General features: G+C 73.3%; 10 protein-coding genes. 4 read left to right on the plus strand and 6 right to left on the minus strand.

Annotated elements, in window-relative coordinates; translation table 11 throughout:
* Positions 1 to 2: 2 nt before the first annotated feature.
* The 4 genes from BLS95_RS06460 to BLS95_RS06475 are packed head-to-tail and all read left to right on the plus strand — an operon-like array spanning position 3 to position 15145.
* The gene (locus BLS95_RS06460) at positions 3 to 3140 is read left to right on the plus strand and encodes a non-ribosomal peptide synthetase (RefSeq protein ID WP_176993055.1); all 3138 of its coding nucleotides are present in this window, start codon (positions 3 to 5) and stop codon (positions 3138 to 3140) included.
* Entirely contained in the window at positions 3137 to 9841 is a 6705-nt protein-coding gene (locus BLS95_RS06465) for a non-ribosomal peptide synthetase (protein WP_090929969.1), read from the plus strand. Before BLS95_RS06460 ends, BLS95_RS06465 begins: the two co-directional genes overlap by 4 nt.
* Positions 9838 to 13899, plus strand: coding sequence for a non-ribosomal peptide synthetase (locus BLS95_RS06470; RefSeq protein WP_090929970.1), 4062 nt, complete (start codon positions 9838 to 9840; stop codon positions 13897 to 13899). Before BLS95_RS06465 ends, BLS95_RS06470 begins: the two co-directional genes overlap by 4 nt.
* A complete protein-coding gene (locus BLS95_RS06475; protein ID WP_090929971.1) occupies positions 13877 to 15145 on the plus strand; it encodes an MFS transporter in 1269 nt (422 codons plus the stop codon). Before BLS95_RS06470 ends, BLS95_RS06475 begins: the two co-directional genes overlap by 23 nt.
* A gap of 155 nt (positions 15146 to 15300) precedes the next feature.
* On the opposite strand, the gene BLS95_RS06480 is transcribed toward BLS95_RS06475, so the two are convergent.
* The 6 genes from BLS95_RS06480 to BLS95_RS06505 form a co-directional block, all read right to left on the minus strand.
* Positions 15301 to 16338, minus strand: coding sequence for an LLM class F420-dependent oxidoreductase (locus BLS95_RS06480; RefSeq protein WP_090929972.1), 1038 nt, complete (start codon positions 16336 to 16338; stop codon positions 15301 to 15303).
* Between the two features lie 64 nt (positions 16339 to 16402).
* Positions 16403 to 17536: a cytochrome P450 family protein gene (locus BLS95_RS06485; RefSeq protein WP_245764887.1), complete on the minus strand. Its 1134-nt coding sequence runs from the start codon at positions 17534 to 17536 to the stop codon at positions 16403 to 16405.
* Positions 17524 to 18849, minus strand: a complete 1326-nt coding sequence (locus BLS95_RS06490) for a cytochrome P450 family protein (protein ID WP_176993056.1) — start codon at positions 18847 to 18849, stop codon at positions 17524 to 17526. Before BLS95_RS06490 ends, BLS95_RS06485 begins: the two co-directional genes overlap by 13 nt.
* Complete coding sequence (locus BLS95_RS06495; RefSeq protein WP_218135638.1) at positions 18846 to 19424, minus strand: GTP-binding protein; 579 nt, start codon at positions 19422 to 19424, stop codon at positions 18846 to 18848. The genes BLS95_RS06490 and BLS95_RS06495 overlap by 4 nt, the downstream gene beginning before the upstream one ends.
* Positions 19405 to 19755, minus strand: coding sequence for a DUF742 domain-containing protein (locus BLS95_RS06500; protein ID WP_090929974.1), 351 nt, complete (start codon positions 19753 to 19755; stop codon positions 19405 to 19407). Before BLS95_RS06500 ends, BLS95_RS06495 begins: the two co-directional genes overlap by 20 nt.
* Entirely contained in the window at positions 19752 to 20207 is a 456-nt protein-coding gene (locus BLS95_RS06505; RefSeq protein ID WP_090929975.1) for a roadblock/LC7 domain-containing protein, read from the minus strand. The genes BLS95_RS06500 and BLS95_RS06505 overlap by 4 nt, the downstream gene beginning before the upstream one ends.
* Between the last annotated feature and the right edge of the window lie 6 nt (positions 20208 to 20213).

Genomic DNA, 20213 nt, shown 5'->3' on the forward strand with positions numbered 1-20213 from the left:
CGGTGACCGGCACGTACGCCTTTCCCGCCTCGTTCGCCCAGGAACGGCTGTGGTTCCTGACCCGGCTCGATCCCGACGCGCCGACGTACCACGTCAATGCCGTGTACGAGCTGCCCGATCGGGACGATCCGGACCGGTGCGAGCGCATACTGCGCGAGCTGGTCCGGCGGCACGAGACGCTGCGCACCGCCCTGGCGATCGAGGACGGCAACCTCGTCCAGATCGTCCAGGTCGAGCTGCCGGTCGCCCTCCCCAGGACCGACCTGCGCGAGCTGCCGCCGGAACGGGCCGAACGCGAGTTCGGCGAGCTGGCCGTGGCGGAGTCCCGGCGGCCGTTCGCGCTGGATCGGGCGCCGCTGTGGCGGGCGCACCTGGTGCTGATGCCGGGCGGGCCGCAGCGGCTGGTGTTCGTGGTGCACCACGCCGTGTTCGACGGCCGCTCCGCCACCAACTTCGCCGAGGAGCTCAGGGAGCTGCACGACGCCATCGACGAGGACCGCCCGCCACGGCTGCCCGACCTGCCCATCCAGTACGCCGACTACGCCGCCTGGCAGCGCGAGCACCTCGGCCGGGGGGTGCTCGCCGCCCAGCTCGGCCACTGGCGGGAACGGCTGGCCGGCCTGCCGCCCGACCTCGGGCTGCCCACCGACCGGCCCCGGCCGGCCACCCGCGGGCACGCCGGGGCCGAACACCACCTGGCGCTGCCCGCCGGCCTGGTCGACGAGCTCGAAGCGCTGGCCAGGCGGCGCGGCGCGACCCTGTTCATGGTGCTGCTGGCCGGGCTCAAGGCGCTGCTCTCCCGGTACGCGGGCCAGCACGACGTCGCGGTGGGCACGCCGGTGGCCGGGCGTGACCTGCCCGAGTTCGAGCCGTTGATCGGCATGTTCATCAACACCCTGGTGCTGCGTACCGACCTGAGCGGTGACCCGGCCTTCGGCGACCTGCTCGACCGGGTGCGGGAAACCGTGCTCGACGCGCTGGACCACGCCGAGGTGCCGTTCGACCGGCTCGTCGAGGCGCTCCAGCCGGTCCGCGACACCAGCCGCACGCCGCTGTTCCAGGTGGGCTTCAACCTGCTGCCGATGGGGTCGCGCGGGCAGTTCCCGAACGGCACCGCGCAACTCGACCTGAACGTGGACGTCGTCAGGACGGCCGACGGCGCCGGCGTCTACCTCGAATACAGCACCGACCTGTTCGACGCCGCCACCGTCGCCCGCCTGGCCGGCGCCTACCGGCTCGTCCTGGAGGCCGTCGCCGCCGAGCCGGGGACCCGGCTGTCCGAGCTGCCGCTGATGACGCCTGCCGAGCGGCGGGAGTTGCTGACCGGCTGGAACGACACCGCGGCACCGTACCCGGAGCTGACCCTGCACGAGCTCGTCGCCGAACAGGCGGCGCGCACCCCGGACGCGGTGGCGGTACGCGCCCCGGACGGTGCGGAGCTCACCTACGCCGAGTTGGACGCGCGTACCGGAGCGCTGGCCAGGCGGCTGGTGGCCGGGGGCGTACGGGCCGAGTCGTGTGTGGCGCTGTGCCTGCCGCGCGGGGTGCACCAGCTCGTGGCGCTGCTCGCGGTGCTGCGGGCGGGGGCGTGCTACCTGCCGCTGGACGCGGCCTACCCGCCGGAGCGGCTGGCCTACCTGCTGGCCGACTCGGGTGCCGCCCTGCTGCTCACGGACTCCGCCCACCGCGACCGGCTACCCGCGGACCGGCCTCCGGAGCTGCTGCTGGACCAACTCGCCGACCCGGAGCCCGCCGATGCCGGCCCGGAGATCCGCGATGACGGGCCGCTGCCCTCGGTGGGGCCCGACAACCTGGCGTACCTGATCTACACCTCCGGCTCCACCGGCCGGCCCAAGGGGGTGCAGGTGCCGCACCGCGGCGTGGTCAACCTGGTCACCGACGTGATCCGGCGGCTGGGCGGCGGCAGCGCGCTGTACATGACCTCGCTCTCCTTCGACATCGCGGCCCTGGAGATCTTCACGCCACTGCTGTCCGGCGGCACGCTCGTGATCGCCCCAGAGGACGCCGCCCGCACGCCCAAGGAGATCCGCCGGGCCGCCGAGGACGCGGACCTGGTCCAGCTCACCCCCTCGGTGGCGAGCCTGGCGGTCGAACACCTGCCGCCCGGGCTGCCCCGCGCCATCCTCGGCGGCGAACCGCTGCCCCTCGACCTCGCCACCCGCCTGCTCACGGTCACCGACGAGCTGTGGAACTTCTACGGCCCCACGGAGACGACGATCTGGTCCACCGCGTACCGGGTGCCGCACTCCCCCGCCACGATGCTCATCGGCTCGCCGGTGGCGAACACGACCGCGTACGTGGTGGACCAGGACCTGCGGCCGGTGCCGGTGGGGGTGCCGGGCGAGCTGCTGCTGGGCGGGGCCGGGGTGACCCGGGGGTACCACGGCCGGGCGGCGTTGACGGCCGAGCGGTTCGTACCGGATCCCTTCGGTGCGCCGGGGGGACGCCTCTACCGCACCGGAGACCTGGCGCGGTGGCGTCCCGACGGGTCGCTGGAATGCCTGGGGCGTCTGGACGACCAGGTGAAGGTGCGTGGTGTCCGGATCGAGCTGGACGAGGTGGCCGCTGTCCTCAACGAACATCCCTCGGTGCGGCGAGCCGTGGTGGCCGTCCGCGACGACGCCCCGGGCGGCCGGGGCCTGGTCGCGTATGTCATCCCCGCAGGTGAGGGCAGCGGCGCGGGCGTGGAAGGGGAGTTGCGGGCGCATCTGCGGGCACGGCTTCCGGAGGCGATGATCCCGGCCGCCTTCGTGTCCGTCCCTGACTTCCCCGTGCTGCCCAGCGGCAAGCTGGACCGCGCCGCCCTCCCGCCGCCGGGGGCCGGTGCCACGACCGCCGCGTTCGTGCCACCGCGTACCCCGATGGAGGAGACCCTCGCCGCCATCTGGGCCGAGCTGCTCGGCCGGGAGCGGGTCGGGGTGACCGACGACTTCTTCGCCCTGGGCGGCCACTCCCTGCTGGTGGTCCGCCTCGTCGGCCGGATCGACGACGAGTTCGGCGTCGAGCTGCCGCTGCGCCGCTGCTTCGACGCCACGACCGTCGAGGAGCAGGCGCTGGCGGTGCTCGAAGAGGGACTGACGGATGCCGACCTGCTGGAACTCCTTGAGGAGGAGCGGTGAGCGACGGGAACGGGGTACGCGCGCGGCTGGCCAGGCTCAGCCCGGAACAGCGCGCCGCGCTGGAGGCCCGCCTCGCGCGCACCCGAGCCGCGAGAACGAGCGGGCCCGGGACCGACGGGCCCGGGTCCGACGGGCCCATGCCCGACGGACCGGGGTCCGACGGTGCGAGGTCCGACGGTGCGGGGTCCGACGGTGCGGGGTCCGACGGTGCGGGATCCGACGGTGCGAGGTCCAACGGGGCCGGGTCCAACGGGGCGGCGTCCGACGGGGCGGTGCCCAGCGGGGCAGGGCTCGGAGGACCGGAGGCCGGGGTGGTTTCCGGATCCGCGCTGTCCGACGCGCAGCGCCGGCTCTGGGTCGTCGACCAGCTCGACCCGGGCAACCCGGCCTACACCCTCTCATGGGCGTACCGGATCGTGGGCGACCTGGACGCCGCCGCCCTGGCCGCGGCCTTCGACGCGCTCGTGGACCGGCACCCGATCCTCGGGTACGTGATCGAGACCCGCGACGGCGAGCCCCGCCAGGCTCCCGGCCCCACCCGCCCCACGCTGCGGGTCGAGACGATGTCCGCCGCCGAGGCCGACGCCGTCGCCCGCGACGAGGCCCGCTTCGCCTTCGACCTGAGCGCCGGCCCATTGACCAGGGCCCGCCTGGTGCGCGTGGCATCCGAGGCCCGGGAACACCGCCTGATCCTCACCCTGCACCACATCCTGGCCGACCGCTGGTCGGTGGCGATCCTGTTCAGGGACCTCTTCCGGCTCTACGCCGGTGAGCCGTTGCCCGCGCTTCCCGTGGCATACGCCGATCACGTCGCCCAGCAGGAGGACCGGCCGACCCGGGAACGCGACCTGGACTACTGGCGCAAGGCCCTCGACGGCCTGCCCGACGTGCTCGATCTGCCCGCCGACCGGCCCCGCCCGCCCATGCAGTCGAACCGGGGCCGCCGCCTGCTGTTCGAGCTGGACGGCACGCTCGCCGCAGGGCTGCGCGACCTGGCCGCCGGCCGGCGTGCCACTCCCTTCATGGTCCTCGTCACCGCCCTGCAGGCGCTGCTCGCGCGCTACACCGGCCAGCCCGACATCCCGATCGGCACGCCGATGTCCGCCCGGCCGCATCCCTCCCTGGACCAGACCGTCGGGCTGTTCCTCAACACGGTGGTGCTGCGCGGCGACCTGTCCGGCGACCCGACCTTCATTGAACTGGTGGGGCGTACCAGGGAGCGCACGCTGGCCGCGTTCGACCATGCGGGTCTGCCGTTCGAGACGCTGGTGGAGGAGCTGTCCAGCGGCCGGGACCTGTCCCGCAACCCGCTCTTCCAGGTCATGCTCGCCTACCAGAACACGCCCGAGCTGCCCGGCGACCCGCGCGGCCTGCGGCTGGAACGCCTGGACGTGCGTCCCGGCACCGCCATGTTCGACCTGGACCTGATCGTGGAGGAACGCCAGGACGGGTCGCTGCTGTGCGTGCTCGACTACTCCACCGACCTGTTCGACGACGACCGCGCCCACCGCCTGGCCGCTCACCTGCGCACGCTGCTGAGCGCCGCCGTCGCGAACCCGGATCTGCGGCTCTCCGAGCTGCCGCTGATGGACCCGGCCGAGCTCCGGAACGTCCTGCACGACTGGAACGACACCGCGATCCCGTACCCCGATCTCGGCCTCCACCACCTGGTGGCCGAGCAGGCCGCCCGCTCTCCCGCGGCGCCGGCCGTCGAGGGCCAGGACGGCACCTGCCTGACCTACGCCGAGCTGGAGTCCCGCGCGAACGACCTGGCCGCCGAGCTCCGCGCCCTCGCCGTCGGCCAGGAGACCAGGGTCGCGGTATGCCTCCCCCGGGACCCGGACGTGGTGGCGGCGCTGCTGGCCGTCCTCAAGGCCGGCGGCTGCTACGTCCCCCTGGACCCCGGCTATCCGCAGGACCGGCTGGAGCAGATCATCACGGACTCCGGCGCCGCCCTGGTGATCACCGTCACCTCCCTCCGGGACCGCCTGCCGTCGGCCGTGCCCCTGCTCCTCCTCGACGAGCGCACCGCCGGCGCCCCCCAGGCAGGCCCGCCTGCGGTGCCCGCCTTCCACCCGGGCCAGGCCGCGTACCTGATCTACACCTCCGGCTCCACCGGACGGGCCAAAGGCGTGGTGGTGCCGCACCGGGGGCTGGTCAGCCTGCTCCAGGACGTGCGCGAGCGTCCCGGCCTCGCGCCCGGCGCGCGTTTCCTGTTCCTGACGTCGGTGTCGTTCGACATCGCGATGATCGAGATCTTCGGCCCGCTGGTCACCGGCGGCACGGTCGTCCTGGCCTCGGCCACCGGCATCGAGCGGGTCCACGACCTCATCCAGCGCGGCGACCTGCACACCGTCCAGGCCACCCCCTCCGTCCTGGAAGGGCTGCTGCCCGCGCTGAAGCACCGGGTCCCCCGGGTGATCAGCACGGGCGAGGCGCTCCCCGGCCCGCTCGCCGCCCGCCTGCTCACCGTCACGGACGAGCTGTGGGACCTGTACGGCCCCACCGAGACCACCGTGTGGTCCACCAGGCGCCGCGTCACCGACGGCCGGGGCGGCTCGATCGGCGGGCCGGTCGCCAACACCGCGACCTACGTGGTGGACCGTGACCTGCGCCCGGTCCCGGTGGGCGTGCCGGGCGAGCTGCTGCTCGGAGGTACGGGGGTGACCCGGGGCTACCACGGCCGGGCCGCGCTGACCGCCGAACGCTTCATCCCCGACCCCTTCGGCCCGCCGGGCGGACGCCTCTACCGCACCGGCGACCTGGCCCGCTGGTGCGCCGACGGAACCCTGGAATACCTCGGCCGCCTGGACGACCAGGTGAAGGTACGCGGCGTCCGCATCGAACTGGACGAGGTCGCCGCCGTCCTCAACGAACACTTCCTGGTACGGCGAGCCGTCGTGGCCGTCCGCGACGACGCCCCGGGCGGTCGCGGCCTGGTCGCCTATGTCATCAGCACAGACCCGGAAGACGACACAGGTGCGGAGAACGGCTCAGGCGCGGAGGGCGATCTGCGGGCTCACCTGCGGGCCCGGCTCCCGGAGGCGATGATCCCGGCGGCCTTCGTGTTCGTACCGGACTTCCCCGTGCTGCCCAGCGGCAAGCTGGACCGCGCCGCCCTCCCGCCGCCCGCCAGGCCCACCGGCGAGGCGACCCGGCGCATCCCCCCGCGAACCCCGGCAGAACACGTCCTCCACGCCATCTGGACCGAGCTGCTCGAACGCGACGACATCGGCATCGAGGACGACTTCTTCACCCTGGGCGGCCACTCCCTGCTGGCCATGCGCCTGGTGGTCCGGCTCAGGGAGGCCTTCGGCGCCGAGGTGACGCTACGGCGTTGCTTCGCGACCCCCACCATCGCCGGCCTCGCCCCCCTCATTCCCGAAGCCCAAACCGGCGGCGGCCTCACTCCCACCGACCCCAGCCCCGGCAGCGAGCCGGGCGCCGCGCGGTCGATCCCGCCCGCGCCCGACGGACCGGCGCGGCCCTCGCATGCGCAGACCCGCCTCTGGTTCCTCGACCAGCTCGACCCCGGCAACCCCGCCTACAACGTCGCCTGGGCGGAGCGGCTGGCCGGCCCGCTCGACGTGGCGGCGCTGACCGCCGCGTTCGACGACCTGGTGGCCCGGCACGACGCGCTGCGCCTGGTCATCGTGGACGACGACGGAGAGCCCGCCCTGCGCGAAGGCGCCCACCGGCCGCGGTTGACCGTGCGGTCCGCGGGCCCGGACGTGGGACGGGAGGAGGCGCGGCACCGCTTCGACCTGGCGGCCGGACCGCTGGTACGGGCCACCCTGGTACGCCGCGACGCGACCGAGCACGAGCTGTACCTCACCCTGCACCACGTCATCGCCGACCGGTGGAGCCTGTCGATCCTGCTGCGCGACCTGATGGAGCTCTACCGGGCACGAGTCGCCGGCGCGACGGCCGAGCTGCCCCCGCTCCCGGCCCGCTACCGGGACTTCGCCGCCTGGCACCGGGCGCGGGTCTCCGAACGGACGGCCGACCTGGCGTACTGGAAGGATGCGCTCGCCGACCTGCCCGCCACCCTGGACCTGCCCGCGGACCGGCACCGTCAGGGGCTGGCGAGCATGGCCGGGCGGCGGCTGACGTTCCCGATCGACGCCCGTACGGTGGCGGCGGTACGGGCGCTCGCCCTGGAGCGGCAGGTGACGCCGTTCATGGTGCTGCTGGCCGCGTTCCAGGCGGTGCTGGCCCGCTACACGGGACGCACCGACATCCCCGTCGGCACCCCGGTCTCCGGCCGGGGCCACCCCGACGTGGAGGAGATGGCCGGGCTCTTCCTGAACACGCTCGTGCTGCGCGGCGACCTGTCGGGCGAACCGAGCTTCGCCGAGCTTCTCTCACGCACCCGCGAACGCGTACTGGACGGGCACGACCATGCCGAGCTGCCGTTCGAGGTGCTGGTGCAGGAGCTGGCCGAGGAGCGTGACCTGGCCCGCAATCCGCTGTTCCAGGTGATGCTCGCCTTCCAGAACGTGCCGCCGGCGCCGCCGGACGTGGCGGGGATCGCCCTGCGTACCCTCGACATCGACCCGGGGGTGACGCAGGCGGACCTGCACCTGATGATCGAGGAGGCCGGCGACCGGCTCACGGGCGTGCTCCACTACGCCAAGGACCTGTTCGAGCACGACCGGATGGAGCGCTTCGCCGACCACTTCCGGGCGCTCCTGTCGGCCGCGGTGGCCGAGCCGGAGCGGCCGGTCACCGACCTGCCCCTGCTCACCCCGGCCGAGCTGGACACCATCCACCGGGCCAACGACACGGGCGGCCTCGCCGGCCCCGCCGCGGACGCCACCCTGCCCGCGCTGGTGGCCGAGCAGGCGGCCCGGACCCCGTACGCGCCCGCCCTGGGGTACGAGACCCCGTCGGGGACCCGGGCCTGGCTCACCTACGAGGAGTTCGCCGGCCGGGTGAACCGCCTGGCCAGACGGCTGCGCGCGCTCGGTGCCGGGCCCGGCCACGTGGTCGGGGTGTGCCTGGAGCGGGGCGCGGACCTGGTCGTCGCCGTCCACGCGATCGTCGCCACCGGCGCCGCCTACCTGCCCCTGGAGCCGGACCATCCGGCCGAGCGGCTGGCGGGCATGATGGCCGACGCGGGCGCCCGCCTCGCCGTCTCGATCGAGCGCTTCACCGACCGCCTGGTAGGCCCCTCCGGGAACGACGCCACCCGGTCCGAGGTCACGACGGTGCTGCTCGACCGCGATGCCGAGACCGTCGCCGCCGAGGACGGCGGGCCCCTCGGGGTCCGGCCGCATCCCGACTCGCTCGCCTACGTGCTGTTCACCTCGGGTTCCACCGGCCGGCCCAAGGGGGTGGGCGTCTCACACCGGGCGATCGTGAACCGGCTGCACTGGATGCAGGACGCCTTCCGGCTGACCGAGGCCGATCGGGTGCTGCACAAGACGCCGTTCTCGTTCGACGTGTCGGTGTGGGAGCTGTTCTGGCCGCTGATGACCGGGGCCGGGCTGGTCGTCGCCCGGCACGGCGGGCAGGCCGACCCCGCCCACCTGGCCGGCCTGCTGGAGAGCGAGTCCGTCACCACCGTGCACTTCGTACCGTCCATGCTGGACGCCTTCCTGGCGGAACCCGGGCTGGGCGCGCGGCTCGGCGCGCTCCGTACCGTGGTCTGCTCGGGGGAGGCGCTCAGCGCCGACCTGGCCGCCCGGTTCGCCGCCGCGCTTCCCGGGGCTGGCCTGCACAACCTGTACGGGCCGACCGAGGCGGCGGTGGACGTGTCGTGGCACGTGTGCCGGCCGGGGGAGGACACGATCCCGATCGGGCGGCCGGTGGCGAACACCCGCCTGGAGATCCTCGACGAACGGATGAACCGCGTCCCCGTCGGCGTGCCGGGCGACCTGTGGATCGGCGGCGTGCAACTCGCCCGGGGGTACGCGGCCAGGCCCGCGCTGACGGCCGAGCGCTTCGTCCCCGACCCCTACGGTCCCCCGGGCGGGCGACTGTACGACACCGGCGACCTGGCCCGGTGGCGGCCCGACGGCGAGATCGAGTACCTCGGCCGGTCCGACCACCAGGTCAAGATCCGCGGCATGCGGGTCGAACTGGGCGAGATCGAGGCGGCCCTGGCAGCCCTGCCGGGCGTACGCGCCGCGGCCGTCCGCGCCATCGCGGACGGCGCCGGCCTGCGCCTGGCCGGCTACGTGGTCCCCACCGAGGAGCCCGCAAGCACTGCGGACGCGACGGACGCGGCGGGTGAGTGGGAGCGGAGGTTGCGGGGCACGTTGCCCGACCACATGATCCCCAGGACGTGGACCGTGCTCGGCGAGTTGCCGCTCAACCGCAGCGGCAAGCTCGACAGGAACGCCCTGCCCGACCCCCGGACCCCCGAGGCCGTCCGGCACACCGAGCCCGAGGGCGCTGCCGAGGTGGCCGTCGCCGCCGCCTGGCGGGGTGTGCTCGGGCTGGAACGGGTCTCGGCCCACGACAACTTCTTCGCCGTCGGCGGCGACTCCATCCGCAGCCTCAAGGTGGTCGCCCGCCTGCGCGAGGCCGGTTACGCGGTCAGGCTGGAACAGCTCTTCCGCCACCAGACCGTGCGGGAGCTGGCCGGTCAGCTCCTGACCGCACCGGCGGCCGATCCGCCCGAGGCTCCGGAGACACCGTTCGGCCTGCTCAGTCCCGAGGACCTGGCACAACTGCTGGAAGGCGAGGCGCGATGACCGTCACGACGGGAACCGCACGCGGCCTGGAGGACGCCTATCCTCTGGCCGCGCTGCAGGCGGGAATGCTCTACCACAGCGCGTACGAGCCGGACGCCGCCACCTACCACGACCTGACCACGATCACCTTGCGCGGCAGGTTCGACGCCGGGGCGTTCGAGGCGGCGCTGGCCGAGGTGACCGCCCGGCATCCCGTGTTGCGTACCTCGTTCGACCTGACCGGGTTCAGCGAGCCGCTGCAGCTCGTGCACCGCGCGGCCACGTTGCCGCTGGAGGTGACGGACCTGTCGGGCGATCCGGCGGCGGCCGACCGGTTGGCCGAGTGGTCGGAGGCGGAGAAGCGGCGGCCGTTCGACTGGGCCTCGCCGCCGCTGGCCCGCGCGTACGTGCACGTGCTGTCCGGGGAGTTGTTCGCGTTCAGCCTGAGTTTCCACCACGCCATCCTCGACGGGTGGAGTGTGGCGGCCCTGGTCACCGAGTTGCTACAGCGTTACCACGGGCACCTGACCGGCGACCGGTTACCGGTCAGCCCGCCCGGCGCGGCCTTCCGGGAGCTGGTGTCCGCGGAACGCGCCGCGGTGGCGGCGGCGGAGACGCGCGACTTCTGGCACGCCCAGGTGGCCGACGCCCCCGACACCCGGCTCCCCCGCCTGCCGGAACAGCCCACCGAGCCACCCCACCGACCAGGTCAATCCGACCAGGCCGAGGCACTCCACTCATCCGGGCAACCCGACCACGCCGACGCCGAGGCACCGCGCGCACCGGGGCAGCGCGGCGAGCCCGAGGCCGTGGTGCTGCGGTTGCCGCTGGAGGCGGCGCTGCTGGACCGGCTGGGCGCGGTGGCCAGGGAGCTCGCGGTGCCGCTGCGCACCCTGCTCCTGGCCGCGCACCTGCGCGTGCTCGCCCTGCTCACCGGCGAGAACGAGGTGATGACCGGCCTGGTCACGCACAGCCGCCCGGAGAGCGAGGCCGGCGAGGAGGTGCTCGGCCTGTTCCTGAACACCGTGCCGCTGCGCCTGGACGTGACGGCCCCTAGTTGGGCGGCGCTGGCACGCAGGGTGTTCGAGGCGGAGGTGGCGCTGCTGCCGCACCGGCGGTATCCGCTGTTCGAGATCCAGCGGGCCGCCGGCCGCTCCCCGCTGCTGGACGTGCTGTTCGACTTCCGTGACTTCCACGTCTACCGCAGCCTGCCCGGCGTCGAGATCGTCCACCAGGAGTTCTTCGAGCAGACGGACGTGCCGTTCGCCGCAGCGTTCAGCCGTTCGCGCGAGCACGGCGGCTTCGACCTGACCCTCACCTATGACCGGGCCCAGTTCGGCGCCGACCAGGTCGGCCGGATCGGCGAGCTCTATCTCACCGCGCTCCACCAGGCCGCCGATCCCACGTCCGACCCGCGCCCCGCCGACCCGTACCTGGCTCGCGACGCCGCCGCGATCGACGGCTGGAACGCCACGGCCCGGCCCTACCCCAGCGCGGCGCTGCACGACCTCATCGGCGAGCAGGCCGCGCGCACCCCCACCGCGCCCGCCGTCTGCTACGACGGGATCTGGATCACCTACCGCGAGCTGACCGAACGGGCCCGCGCGATCACCGCCCGGCTGCTGGCCACCGGCACCCGGCCCGGCGACGTCGTCGGTGTCTGCCTCGAACGCGGTCCCGACCTGCTGCCCGCCCTGCTCGGCGTGCTCGGTGCCGGGGCCGCGTACCTGCCGCTTGAGCCCGACCTGCCGCCCGAGCGGCTGGCGTACATGATCGAGGACGCGCGGGCGCGCACGGTGCTGACCGGTCCTGGCGGTGCGGAAGTGCTGCCGGACGGCGTGGCCCTGGCGCTTGACGACCCGCTCCCCGATGCTGCCGTTCCCGAGGCCGATTCGCCGCCGGACGTGCATCCCGACGCGCTGGCGTACGTGATCTTCACCTCGGGCTCGACGGGCCGGCCCAAGGGGGTCGGCGTGTCGCATCGCGCCATCGTGAACCGGCTGCAATGGATGCAGGAGGCGTTCGGGCTGACCGCGGACGAGCGCGTGCTGCACAAGACGCCGCTGTCGTTCGACGTGTCGGTGTGGGAGCTGTTCTGGCCGCTCATGGTCGGTGCCGGGCTGGTCGTCGCCGAACCGGGCGGCCACCGCGACAGTGCCCGGCTGGCCGCCCTCGCCACCGCCCACCGCGTCACCACCGCGCACTTCGTCCCGTCCATGCTGGAGCTCTTCCTCGACGAGCCCGGCCTGCCGGAGCTGCGCCGGATCATCTGCTCCGGCGAGGCGCTGGGTCCCGAACTCGCCGCCCGCTGCCACGACCGCCTCCCGCACACCGAGCTGCACAACCTGTACGGCCCGACCGAGGCGGCCGTGGACGTCACCTGGCATCCCTGCGAGCCGGGCGAGCGGCTGGTGCCCATCGGCCGTCCCGTCGCCAACACCCGCCTGGAAGTCCTCGACGCCGACGGCCGGCGGGTGCCCGTCGGCACCCCGGGCGAGCTCTGCCTGGGCGGCGTCCAGCTCGCCCGCGGCTACGTCAACCGGCCGGAGCTGACCGCCGAGCGGTTCGTGCCCGACCCGTACGGCCCGCCGGGCGCCCGCCTCTACCGCACCGGCGACGTGGCCCGCTGGCTGCCCTCCGGCGAGGTCCAGTACCTCGGCAGGACCGACTTCCAGGTCAAGATCCGCGGCCAGCGGGTCGAGCTGGGCGAGATCGAGGCGCTGCTGACCGCCGATCCCGCCGTCCGCGCCGCCGTCGTGGTGCTGCGCGGCGAACGCCTCGTCGGCTACGTCGTCCCCGAGAGCGACAAGAGCGACCAGTTCCCCGAGAGCGACCAGGCCCCACAGAGCGACCAGGCCCCCGGTGGCGACGGCCTACCGGATCTGGCCACGATGTTGCGCAGGCGGCTGCCCGACCACATGGTCCCGACCGCCTGGGTACGGCTGGACGCCCTGCCCGTCACCGCCAACGGCAAGCTCGACCGCGGCGCCCTCCCCGAGCCCGGCGACACCGGGCGGGCGCCGTACCTGCCGCCCCGCGACCCGTTCGAGGCCAAGCTGGGCACCCTGTGGGAGGAGACGCTCGGCGTCGACGCGGTCGGCGTGCACGACGACTTCTTCGCCCTCGGCGGCCACTCCCTGCTGGCCCTGCGCCTCACCATGCGGCTGCGCAAGGAGCTGGGCCGGGACGTGCCGCTGTCGACCGTGCTCACCGCGCCGACCGTCGCCCAGCTCGCCGCCGAGCTGCGCCGCCCCCAGGACAACGACGGGGCCCCGCAGCGGATCGTGCCGCTGCGGCCCGGCGGCGACCGCGACCCGGTCTTCCTGTTCCACGCGCTCGGCGGCCAGGTCTTCCGCTACCTGCCGCTGACCCGCCACCTCGGCCCCGACCAGCCGGTCTACGCGATCCAGGCGGCCGGGCTGGCCCCCGGCGAGGAGCCGCACGCCACGCTGGCGGAGATGGTGGACGACTACACCGCCCACCTGCTCAAGGTCCGCCCGCACGGCCCGTACGTGCTGGGCGGCTACTGCATCGGCGGCAACATCGCCCTGGAGACCGCGCGCCGGCTGCGCGAGATGGGCGAGGAGGTGCCGCTCGTGGTGCTGTTCTACTCCGACGCGGAGGAGCCGGTGCTGCGTGCCTCGCTGGAGGACGACGCCGTCCTGCTCACCCACGCCCTGGCCGGCGGCAAGGTCCAGGTCGACCTGGACGACCTGCACCGGATGAGCCCGGACGAACGGCTGCTGGCCGTGATCGACGCCGCCGCCCGCGCCGACACGCTGCAGCCCGACACCGCCGACCTGCGCCAGGCCCGCCGTTTCGTCGAGGTCTTCCGCGCCAACGCGCACGCCGTCGGTCATTACCGGCACGACCCCTACGACGGGGACGTCCTGCTGTTCTCGCCCGCCGCCGAGGGCGTCCCGCCCGACGACATGGGCTGGCGGAACGTCGTCACCGGCCGCCTGCGCATCTCGCCCATCCACGGCGAGCGTTTCACCGTCATGTACGAGCCCCGGGTCGCCCTGGCGGCCGCCGAATTGAGGAGCAGTGTCGACCATGGCCTCACCCCCCACGACTGAGCCCGCCACGCTGTGGAAGAATCGCGACTTCCTCAAGCTGTGGAGTGGCGAGAGCCTGTCACTGGTCGGCTCCCAGGTGACCGTGCTCGCCATGCCGATCGTCGCGTACCTGTGGCTGAACGCCTCCGTCGCCGAGATGGGCGTGCTCGGCGCGCTGGCCAGGCTGCCCATGGTGCTGTTCTTCGTCGTGGGCGTCTGGGTGGACCGGATGCGGCGCCGGCCGGTGCTCATCTGGAGCGACGTCATCCGGGCGTTCATGCTGGCCACCGTGCCGCTGCTGTTCGTCATGGACATGCTGACGCTGTGGTGGCTGTACGCGGTCGTGTTCGTGATGGGCGTCTTCGGGGTGCTGTTCGAGATCGCCTACCGCTCGTACCTGCCGGTGCTGGTCGCCCCCGAGCACCTCGGTGACGGCAACAGCAAGCTGCAGCTCAGCGACTCGGTGTCCAAGGCGGTCGGGCCCAGCCTGGCCGGGTTCCTCATCGCCACCCGCTCGGCGCCGCTGGTCATCCTGGTGGACGCGGTCAGCTACGTGCTGTCGGCGATCTGCCTGATCTCCATCCGCAAGCGCGAGGACCCGCCGCCGCCCGACAGCGGCGGCACCATGATCGCGGCCATCCGCGCGGGCTTCGGCTGGGTGATGTCCCACCCGGTGGTCCGCCCGCTGGCCATCGCCAGCGCCGTCTACTCCTTCTTCGACATCGGCATCCTGCAGACCCTCTACATCCCGTACGTCATCGACGGCGCCGGCGTGCCGGCCGGCTGGGTCGGGGCCGTGCTCGCGGTCGGCGGGGTCGGCGCCGTGGCGGGCGCGTGGTTGTCGGTGCGGCTCATGAAGGGGGTGGGGCCGGGGCCCACCATGTTCTGGTCCACGGTGATCGGCAACAGCGCGCTCATCCTGGTGCCGCTGGCCGGCGGGCCGCTCTGGCTGGCGATCGGCGTGCTGGCCTTCTCGCAGTTGCTGGTCGGCCTGTGTACGCAGGTGTTCGTGGTCAACAACATCACCGTGCTGCAGTCGTCGACGCCGCGCGAGCTCGTCGGCCGGGTCATCGCCACCATCTGGGCGATGGGGCTGGTGCCCGCGCCGATCGGCGCCCTGCTGGCCGGGCTGCTCGGCGAGGCCGTGGGCATGCGGCCGGTGGTCCTGGTCGCGGCGGTGATCGGCGCGGTCGTACCGATGATCGTGCTGGCGCTCTCGCCGATCCCCCGGATGCGCGAGATGCCCCAGGCTCCCGCCGAAAGCTGAGCCCGGCCCCGGCGCGGCGGCTTACGCGGCGCACCCTGGCCCGAACTCACGCGGCAGCGCGCCCCTGGCCAGGACTCACGCGGCGCGCCCGGCCGGGCGAGGCTTACGCCCCGGCCGGGCGGAGGCTTGCGTGGTGAGCCCGGCCGGGTGGTGGGTCAGGCGGCGAGTTCGGCCAGCCAGCCGAGTTGCTCGGCGCGGTCCTCCACGGTGGGCGCGTTCAGGCCGACGATCAGCCTGGTCGCGCCCGCCTTGCGGTAGGCCTCCAGCCGCTCGCGCACCCGCGCGGGCGTGCCGCACAGGGCCAGGGCGTCGACCAGGTCGTCGGGCACCTCCTCCATCGCCTCGCCCAGGTCACCGTCGAAGTAGGCGTCCTGCACGCGCGCCGCCGCCGGGCCGAACCCGAGGCGGTGCGCGAGCCGGTTGTAGAAGTTGACCCCCCGGGTGCCCATGCCGCCCAGGTAGAGCGCCAGCATCGGCCGGATCAGGTCACGCGCGTAGTCGGCGTCGTCGTCCACCATGGCCATGACCATCGGCGAGACCTCCACCCGGTCCGCGTCCCGCCCTGACCTGGCCGCCCCGGCCCGCAGGTGTTCCATGGTCTCGACGAGGTGCTCGGGCGGGAAGTGGATCGGCAGCCACCCGTCGGCGACCTCCCCGGCCAGCGCCACGGCCTTGGGTCCCATGGCCGCCAGGTGGATCGGCAGCGGCTGCCGTACCGGGGAGACCGTCATGCTCAGTGCCTTGCCGCGGCTGTCCGGCAGCGGCAGCACGATCTCCGGCCCGGTGTGCTCGACCGGCCGCCCTTCCAGCGCGGTGCGGACCACGGTCACGTAGTCGCGCAGGTGGGCCAGCGGCCGCTCATATCGCTGGCCGTGCCACCCCTCGGCCACCTGCGGCCCGGAGGCCCCCAGCCCGAGCAGGAACCGGCCGCCCGACACCCGGTCGATCGTGGTGGCGGCCATCGCCGTCGAGATCGCGGTGCGGCCCGTCACCTGGATCACGCCGCTGCCCAGGCCGATGCGCTCGGTGCCGGCCGCCAGCCAGGCGAGCGTCGTCGCCGGATCGACCCCGTAGCCCTCCGAGGCCCACACCGAGTCGTATCCGAGCCGCTCCGCCTCGCGCACCAGCGTGAGCTGGGCGTCATGGGTGGCCGCCACGGGACCGAGGGTGCCGATGCTGAATCCGAGCCGCACTGCCGCCTCCTCGCATACTGATCTTGCCCTACTGTCCCGCAGAAGCCGCCTTCAGACCAGAGGTTCAGCGCAGCAGCAGCGGCAGCTCGCTCCACCCGTGCGCGATGAAGGACGGGACCTGCTTGATCTCGTCGGCGGGCACGGCCAGGTGCAGGCCGGGGAAGCGGGCGAACAGCGCGGGCAGCGCGGTGAGCGCCTCCTGCCGGGCCAGCGGCGCCCCGATGCAGCGGTGCACCCCGACGCCGAAGGACAGGTGCTCGTCACGCTCCTGCGCGGCGTCGAACCGGGCGGCGTCCGGGCCGTGCTGGTCGGGGTCGTGCCCGGCGGACATGTACGTGGTGACGATGGCGTCGCCCGCCCCGATCCGTACGCCGCCGACCTCGATCTCCTGGATGGCGAAGCGCAGCGGCAGGGTGGCGATCGAGGGCGCCCAGCGCAGGGTCTCCTCGACCACCGCCTCCCACGAGATCTCCCCGGACAGCACCCGCCGGAGCTGGTCGGGATGGGTGAGCAGGGCGTGCACGGCGTTGCCGATCAGGTTGACCGTGGTCTCGTGCCCCGCTCCGATGAGCAGCAGCAGCGTGTCGCGCAACTCGTCGTCGCTCAGGCGGTCGTCCTGGTCGCGGGCGTTGATCAGCTCCGTGGTGAGGTCGTCGCCCGGGTGCGCGCGCTTGTAGTCGACCAGCGCGGGCAGCGCGACGGCGATCCGCCCCAGGGTGGCCGCCGCCGCCTCCGGGGTGGCGGTGGTGTCCATGATCTCTTCCATGATCCGCGCCATGTCGCCCCACATGTGGTCAGGGACGCCGAACAACTCGCAGATCACCCGCATCGGCAGCGGGTACGCGTACGCGGCGCGCAGGTCCACCGGCTGCCCCTGGGGCACCGCCTCCATGGCGTCGAGCAGCTCGGCGACGATCCGCTCGATGCTCGGCTGCAGGGCCTTGCTGCGGCGGGCGGTGAAGCTGGGCGAGATGAGCTTGCGCAGCCGCGTGTGCTCCTCCCCGTACGTGCTCAGCATGTTCCGCACGCCGATCCAGCCCTTGATCCAGGTCCAGGCGGGCTCGGAGTCGACCTGCGACCACAGCCGCCAGTGCTGCTTGTCCTTGCTGACCAGCGGGTTGAGTATGAGCTCCTTGAGCAGGTCGTGGCGGGTGACGGCCCAGGCCGGGATCCCTCCTGGCAGCTCTATGAGGACCACGGGGCCGAGGTCGCGTAGTCGTCCGACTTCGGCTGCGAGATCGGATCCGAAGGGGTCGAGGACGACGGGTGCTGCGCTGACCAAGGGGATTCTCCTGGTTGGTCGGGACGGATGGGGGTGAAGCGCACCGGCAGGTGGGCCAGGGACCGGTGGAAGGGGCCGGGGCGCCAGGCGAGCTCCTCGCGCGGCACGGTCAGCTCCAGGTCGCTCAGGTGGGAGGTCAGGCGCTCGATGGCGGTCATCGCGATGAGCAGCGCGGGGTCGGTGGCCGGGCACCGGTGCGGCCCCGCGCCGAAGCCCACGTAGGCGCCGCCGTCGGAGCGCAGCTCTTCGGGTACGTCGCAGGGCTCGGTGTTGGCCGCGGCGTAGGAGACCAGGACGAGCTCGCCCGGCTGGATCCAGGTGCCGTGGAACTCCGTCGGCCGCGAGACGAAGTACGGGCCGTAGTTGGCCATCGAGGGCTCGGCGCGTACGACTTCCAGCAGCGCGTCGTACGTGCTCAGCGCGCCGTTGGACAGGGAGTTGTAGTAGCGGTCGTCGCTGACCATCCGCGAGATCGTGTTCGAGATCAGGCTGGCCATCGGCTCGAATCCGGCGCCCAGGATGAGGATGAGGTGTTGCAGCACCTCCTCGGGGCTCAGCCCGGCGGGGTGGTCGATGAACCACGAGGTCAGGTCGTCGCCGCGGGCGGCGTACTTGGCCTCGATCAGCTCACCGATGTAGCGGCCGTACGCCTCGGTGCCGCGTGCGCCCACGTCGCCGTCAGCCTCCATCATGTCGGACAGGGCCGAGATCAGCGCGGAGCTGTCGGCGTCCGGCCGTCCGAGCAGGCGGTTGAAGACGCGCAGCGGGATCTGCCGGGCGAAGTCGCCGGCCAGGTCGGCCGAGCCGGTGGCGGCGAACCGCCGGATGAGCGAGTCGGAGACGTCGATCACCAGGTCCCGCAGCTTGTGCGGCTGGATCATGCCGAAGCAGTCGGCGATGACCTTGCGGTAGCGGGCGTGCTCCGCCCCGTCGGCGAACAGGACGTTGACCCGATAGCCGAGCATGCCGACCATGGCCGCGGCCTCGGGGGTGTCGGGCAGCCGGGCCTGCCAGGCACGCGCGTCCTTGATCCAGACACCGGCGGCGTTGGTGAGCACGTCGATGGCCGCCTGGTAGCCGATCACCAGGTGGGCCTCGACGCCGGGGGCGATCTCGGCGGGCGCGACCGCGCCGTGCTGGGCGCGCATGGCGGCGTAGATCGCCTGAGGGTCACGGGCGAACTCCGGCCCGTACAGTTTGCCCGCGTCGGGCAGATAGCGCAGAGTCATGTCAGCATCAGCTCCCTGATGTGCTCCACCAGGGCGATCAGCGAAGCGCGGGCGGAGACGGGGTCGCGTGCGTCGCACACCACCAGCGGGGTGTGCGGGTGCAGGTCCAGGGCCTGCCGCACGGCCTCAAGCGGGTATTCGGGCGAGTCGGGGAAGTTGTTGACGGCCACCGCGTACCGGACCCCGGTGCTCTCCACCAGGTCCAGTACGGCGAAGCTGTCGTCGATGCGCCGGGTGTCGGCCAGCACCAGCACGCCGAGCGCGCCGCGGGCCAGCTCCTGCCACAGGACCTGGAACCGGGCCTGCCCCGGCGCCCCGAACAGATAGAGCACCACGCCGGGCAGGGTGAGGCGGCCGAAGTCGATGGCGGTGGTGGTGGTCGTCTTCTCGTTGACGCCGGTGAGGTCGTCGACCAGGGTGCCCGCCTGGGTCAGGACCTCCTCGGTGTTGAGGGGCTTGATCTCCGACAGGGCGTCCACCATGGTCGTCTTGCCCACGCCGAACGGCCCGGCGATGATCAGTTTGACGGGTATGTGATCGGTACTGATACGAGTGTCAGAGGGCGCGGAGGCCACTGAGCACCAACTCCAAGATCTCGAGGTCGGGTGCGTCCGCGCGGAGCGGCGCCCGCGTCAGCAACGTCCCGGTTTCCGCCAGACCCGCCACCAGCAGCCGCACCACGCAGTACGGCAGGCCGAGGTAGGCCGCGCACTCGTACACCGACAGGGGACCCTCGCGCAGCAGGGCGATCAGGTGCGAGCCGGGCGGGTCCAGCCCGTCGGTGACCGCCTCGGGGGCGACGACGACGATGGTGGTCCGCTCCACACTGATGTGCTCGGGCACGGTCAGCTTGGCAGCGGCCATGTAGTCGGGGACGACCCGCCGCCGCTGCCGCCCGGAGGTCATGCCGGGATGTCCGGTGTCCTGGCGGCGCTGGCGTCGTTGAGCGCCTTGATGAGCTTCTGCACCTGGTGCTGAACCTCGTAGGCCAGGGAACCGACGTTGACCGCCCCGGTGGCCGCCACCACGATGGCGGCGCGGTCACCCGCCGGGGCGATGTAGTAGTAGCCGGAGCCCGCGGAGATGACGATGTCCACGACCTCCCCGTCGGCGCCGTTGCTGAGCCCCTCACACAGCGCGCGGGCGGCCCCGAGCACGGAGCTGGTCATGGCGGCCGTACGCTCTCCGGTCTCGACGCTCACGTCCGGGGAGCCGCCGAGGATGAGCCCATCGCGGCTCAGCACCACGCCGCTGGTGACTCCGGGCAGCGCCAGCAGCGGCGACAGGACCCAGGACACGTCGAGCGACAGCGGCCGGCGCCGGCCTTGAGCGGCGGCGGCGGTGGTGTGGGCGTCCATGGAGCG

Origin of the sequence: Nonomuraea jiangxiensis (assembly GCF_900099965.1) — a bacterium.
GTDB classification, from domain to species: Bacteria; Actinomycetota; Actinomycetes; order Streptosporangiales; family Streptosporangiaceae; genus Nonomuraea; species Nonomuraea jiangxiensis.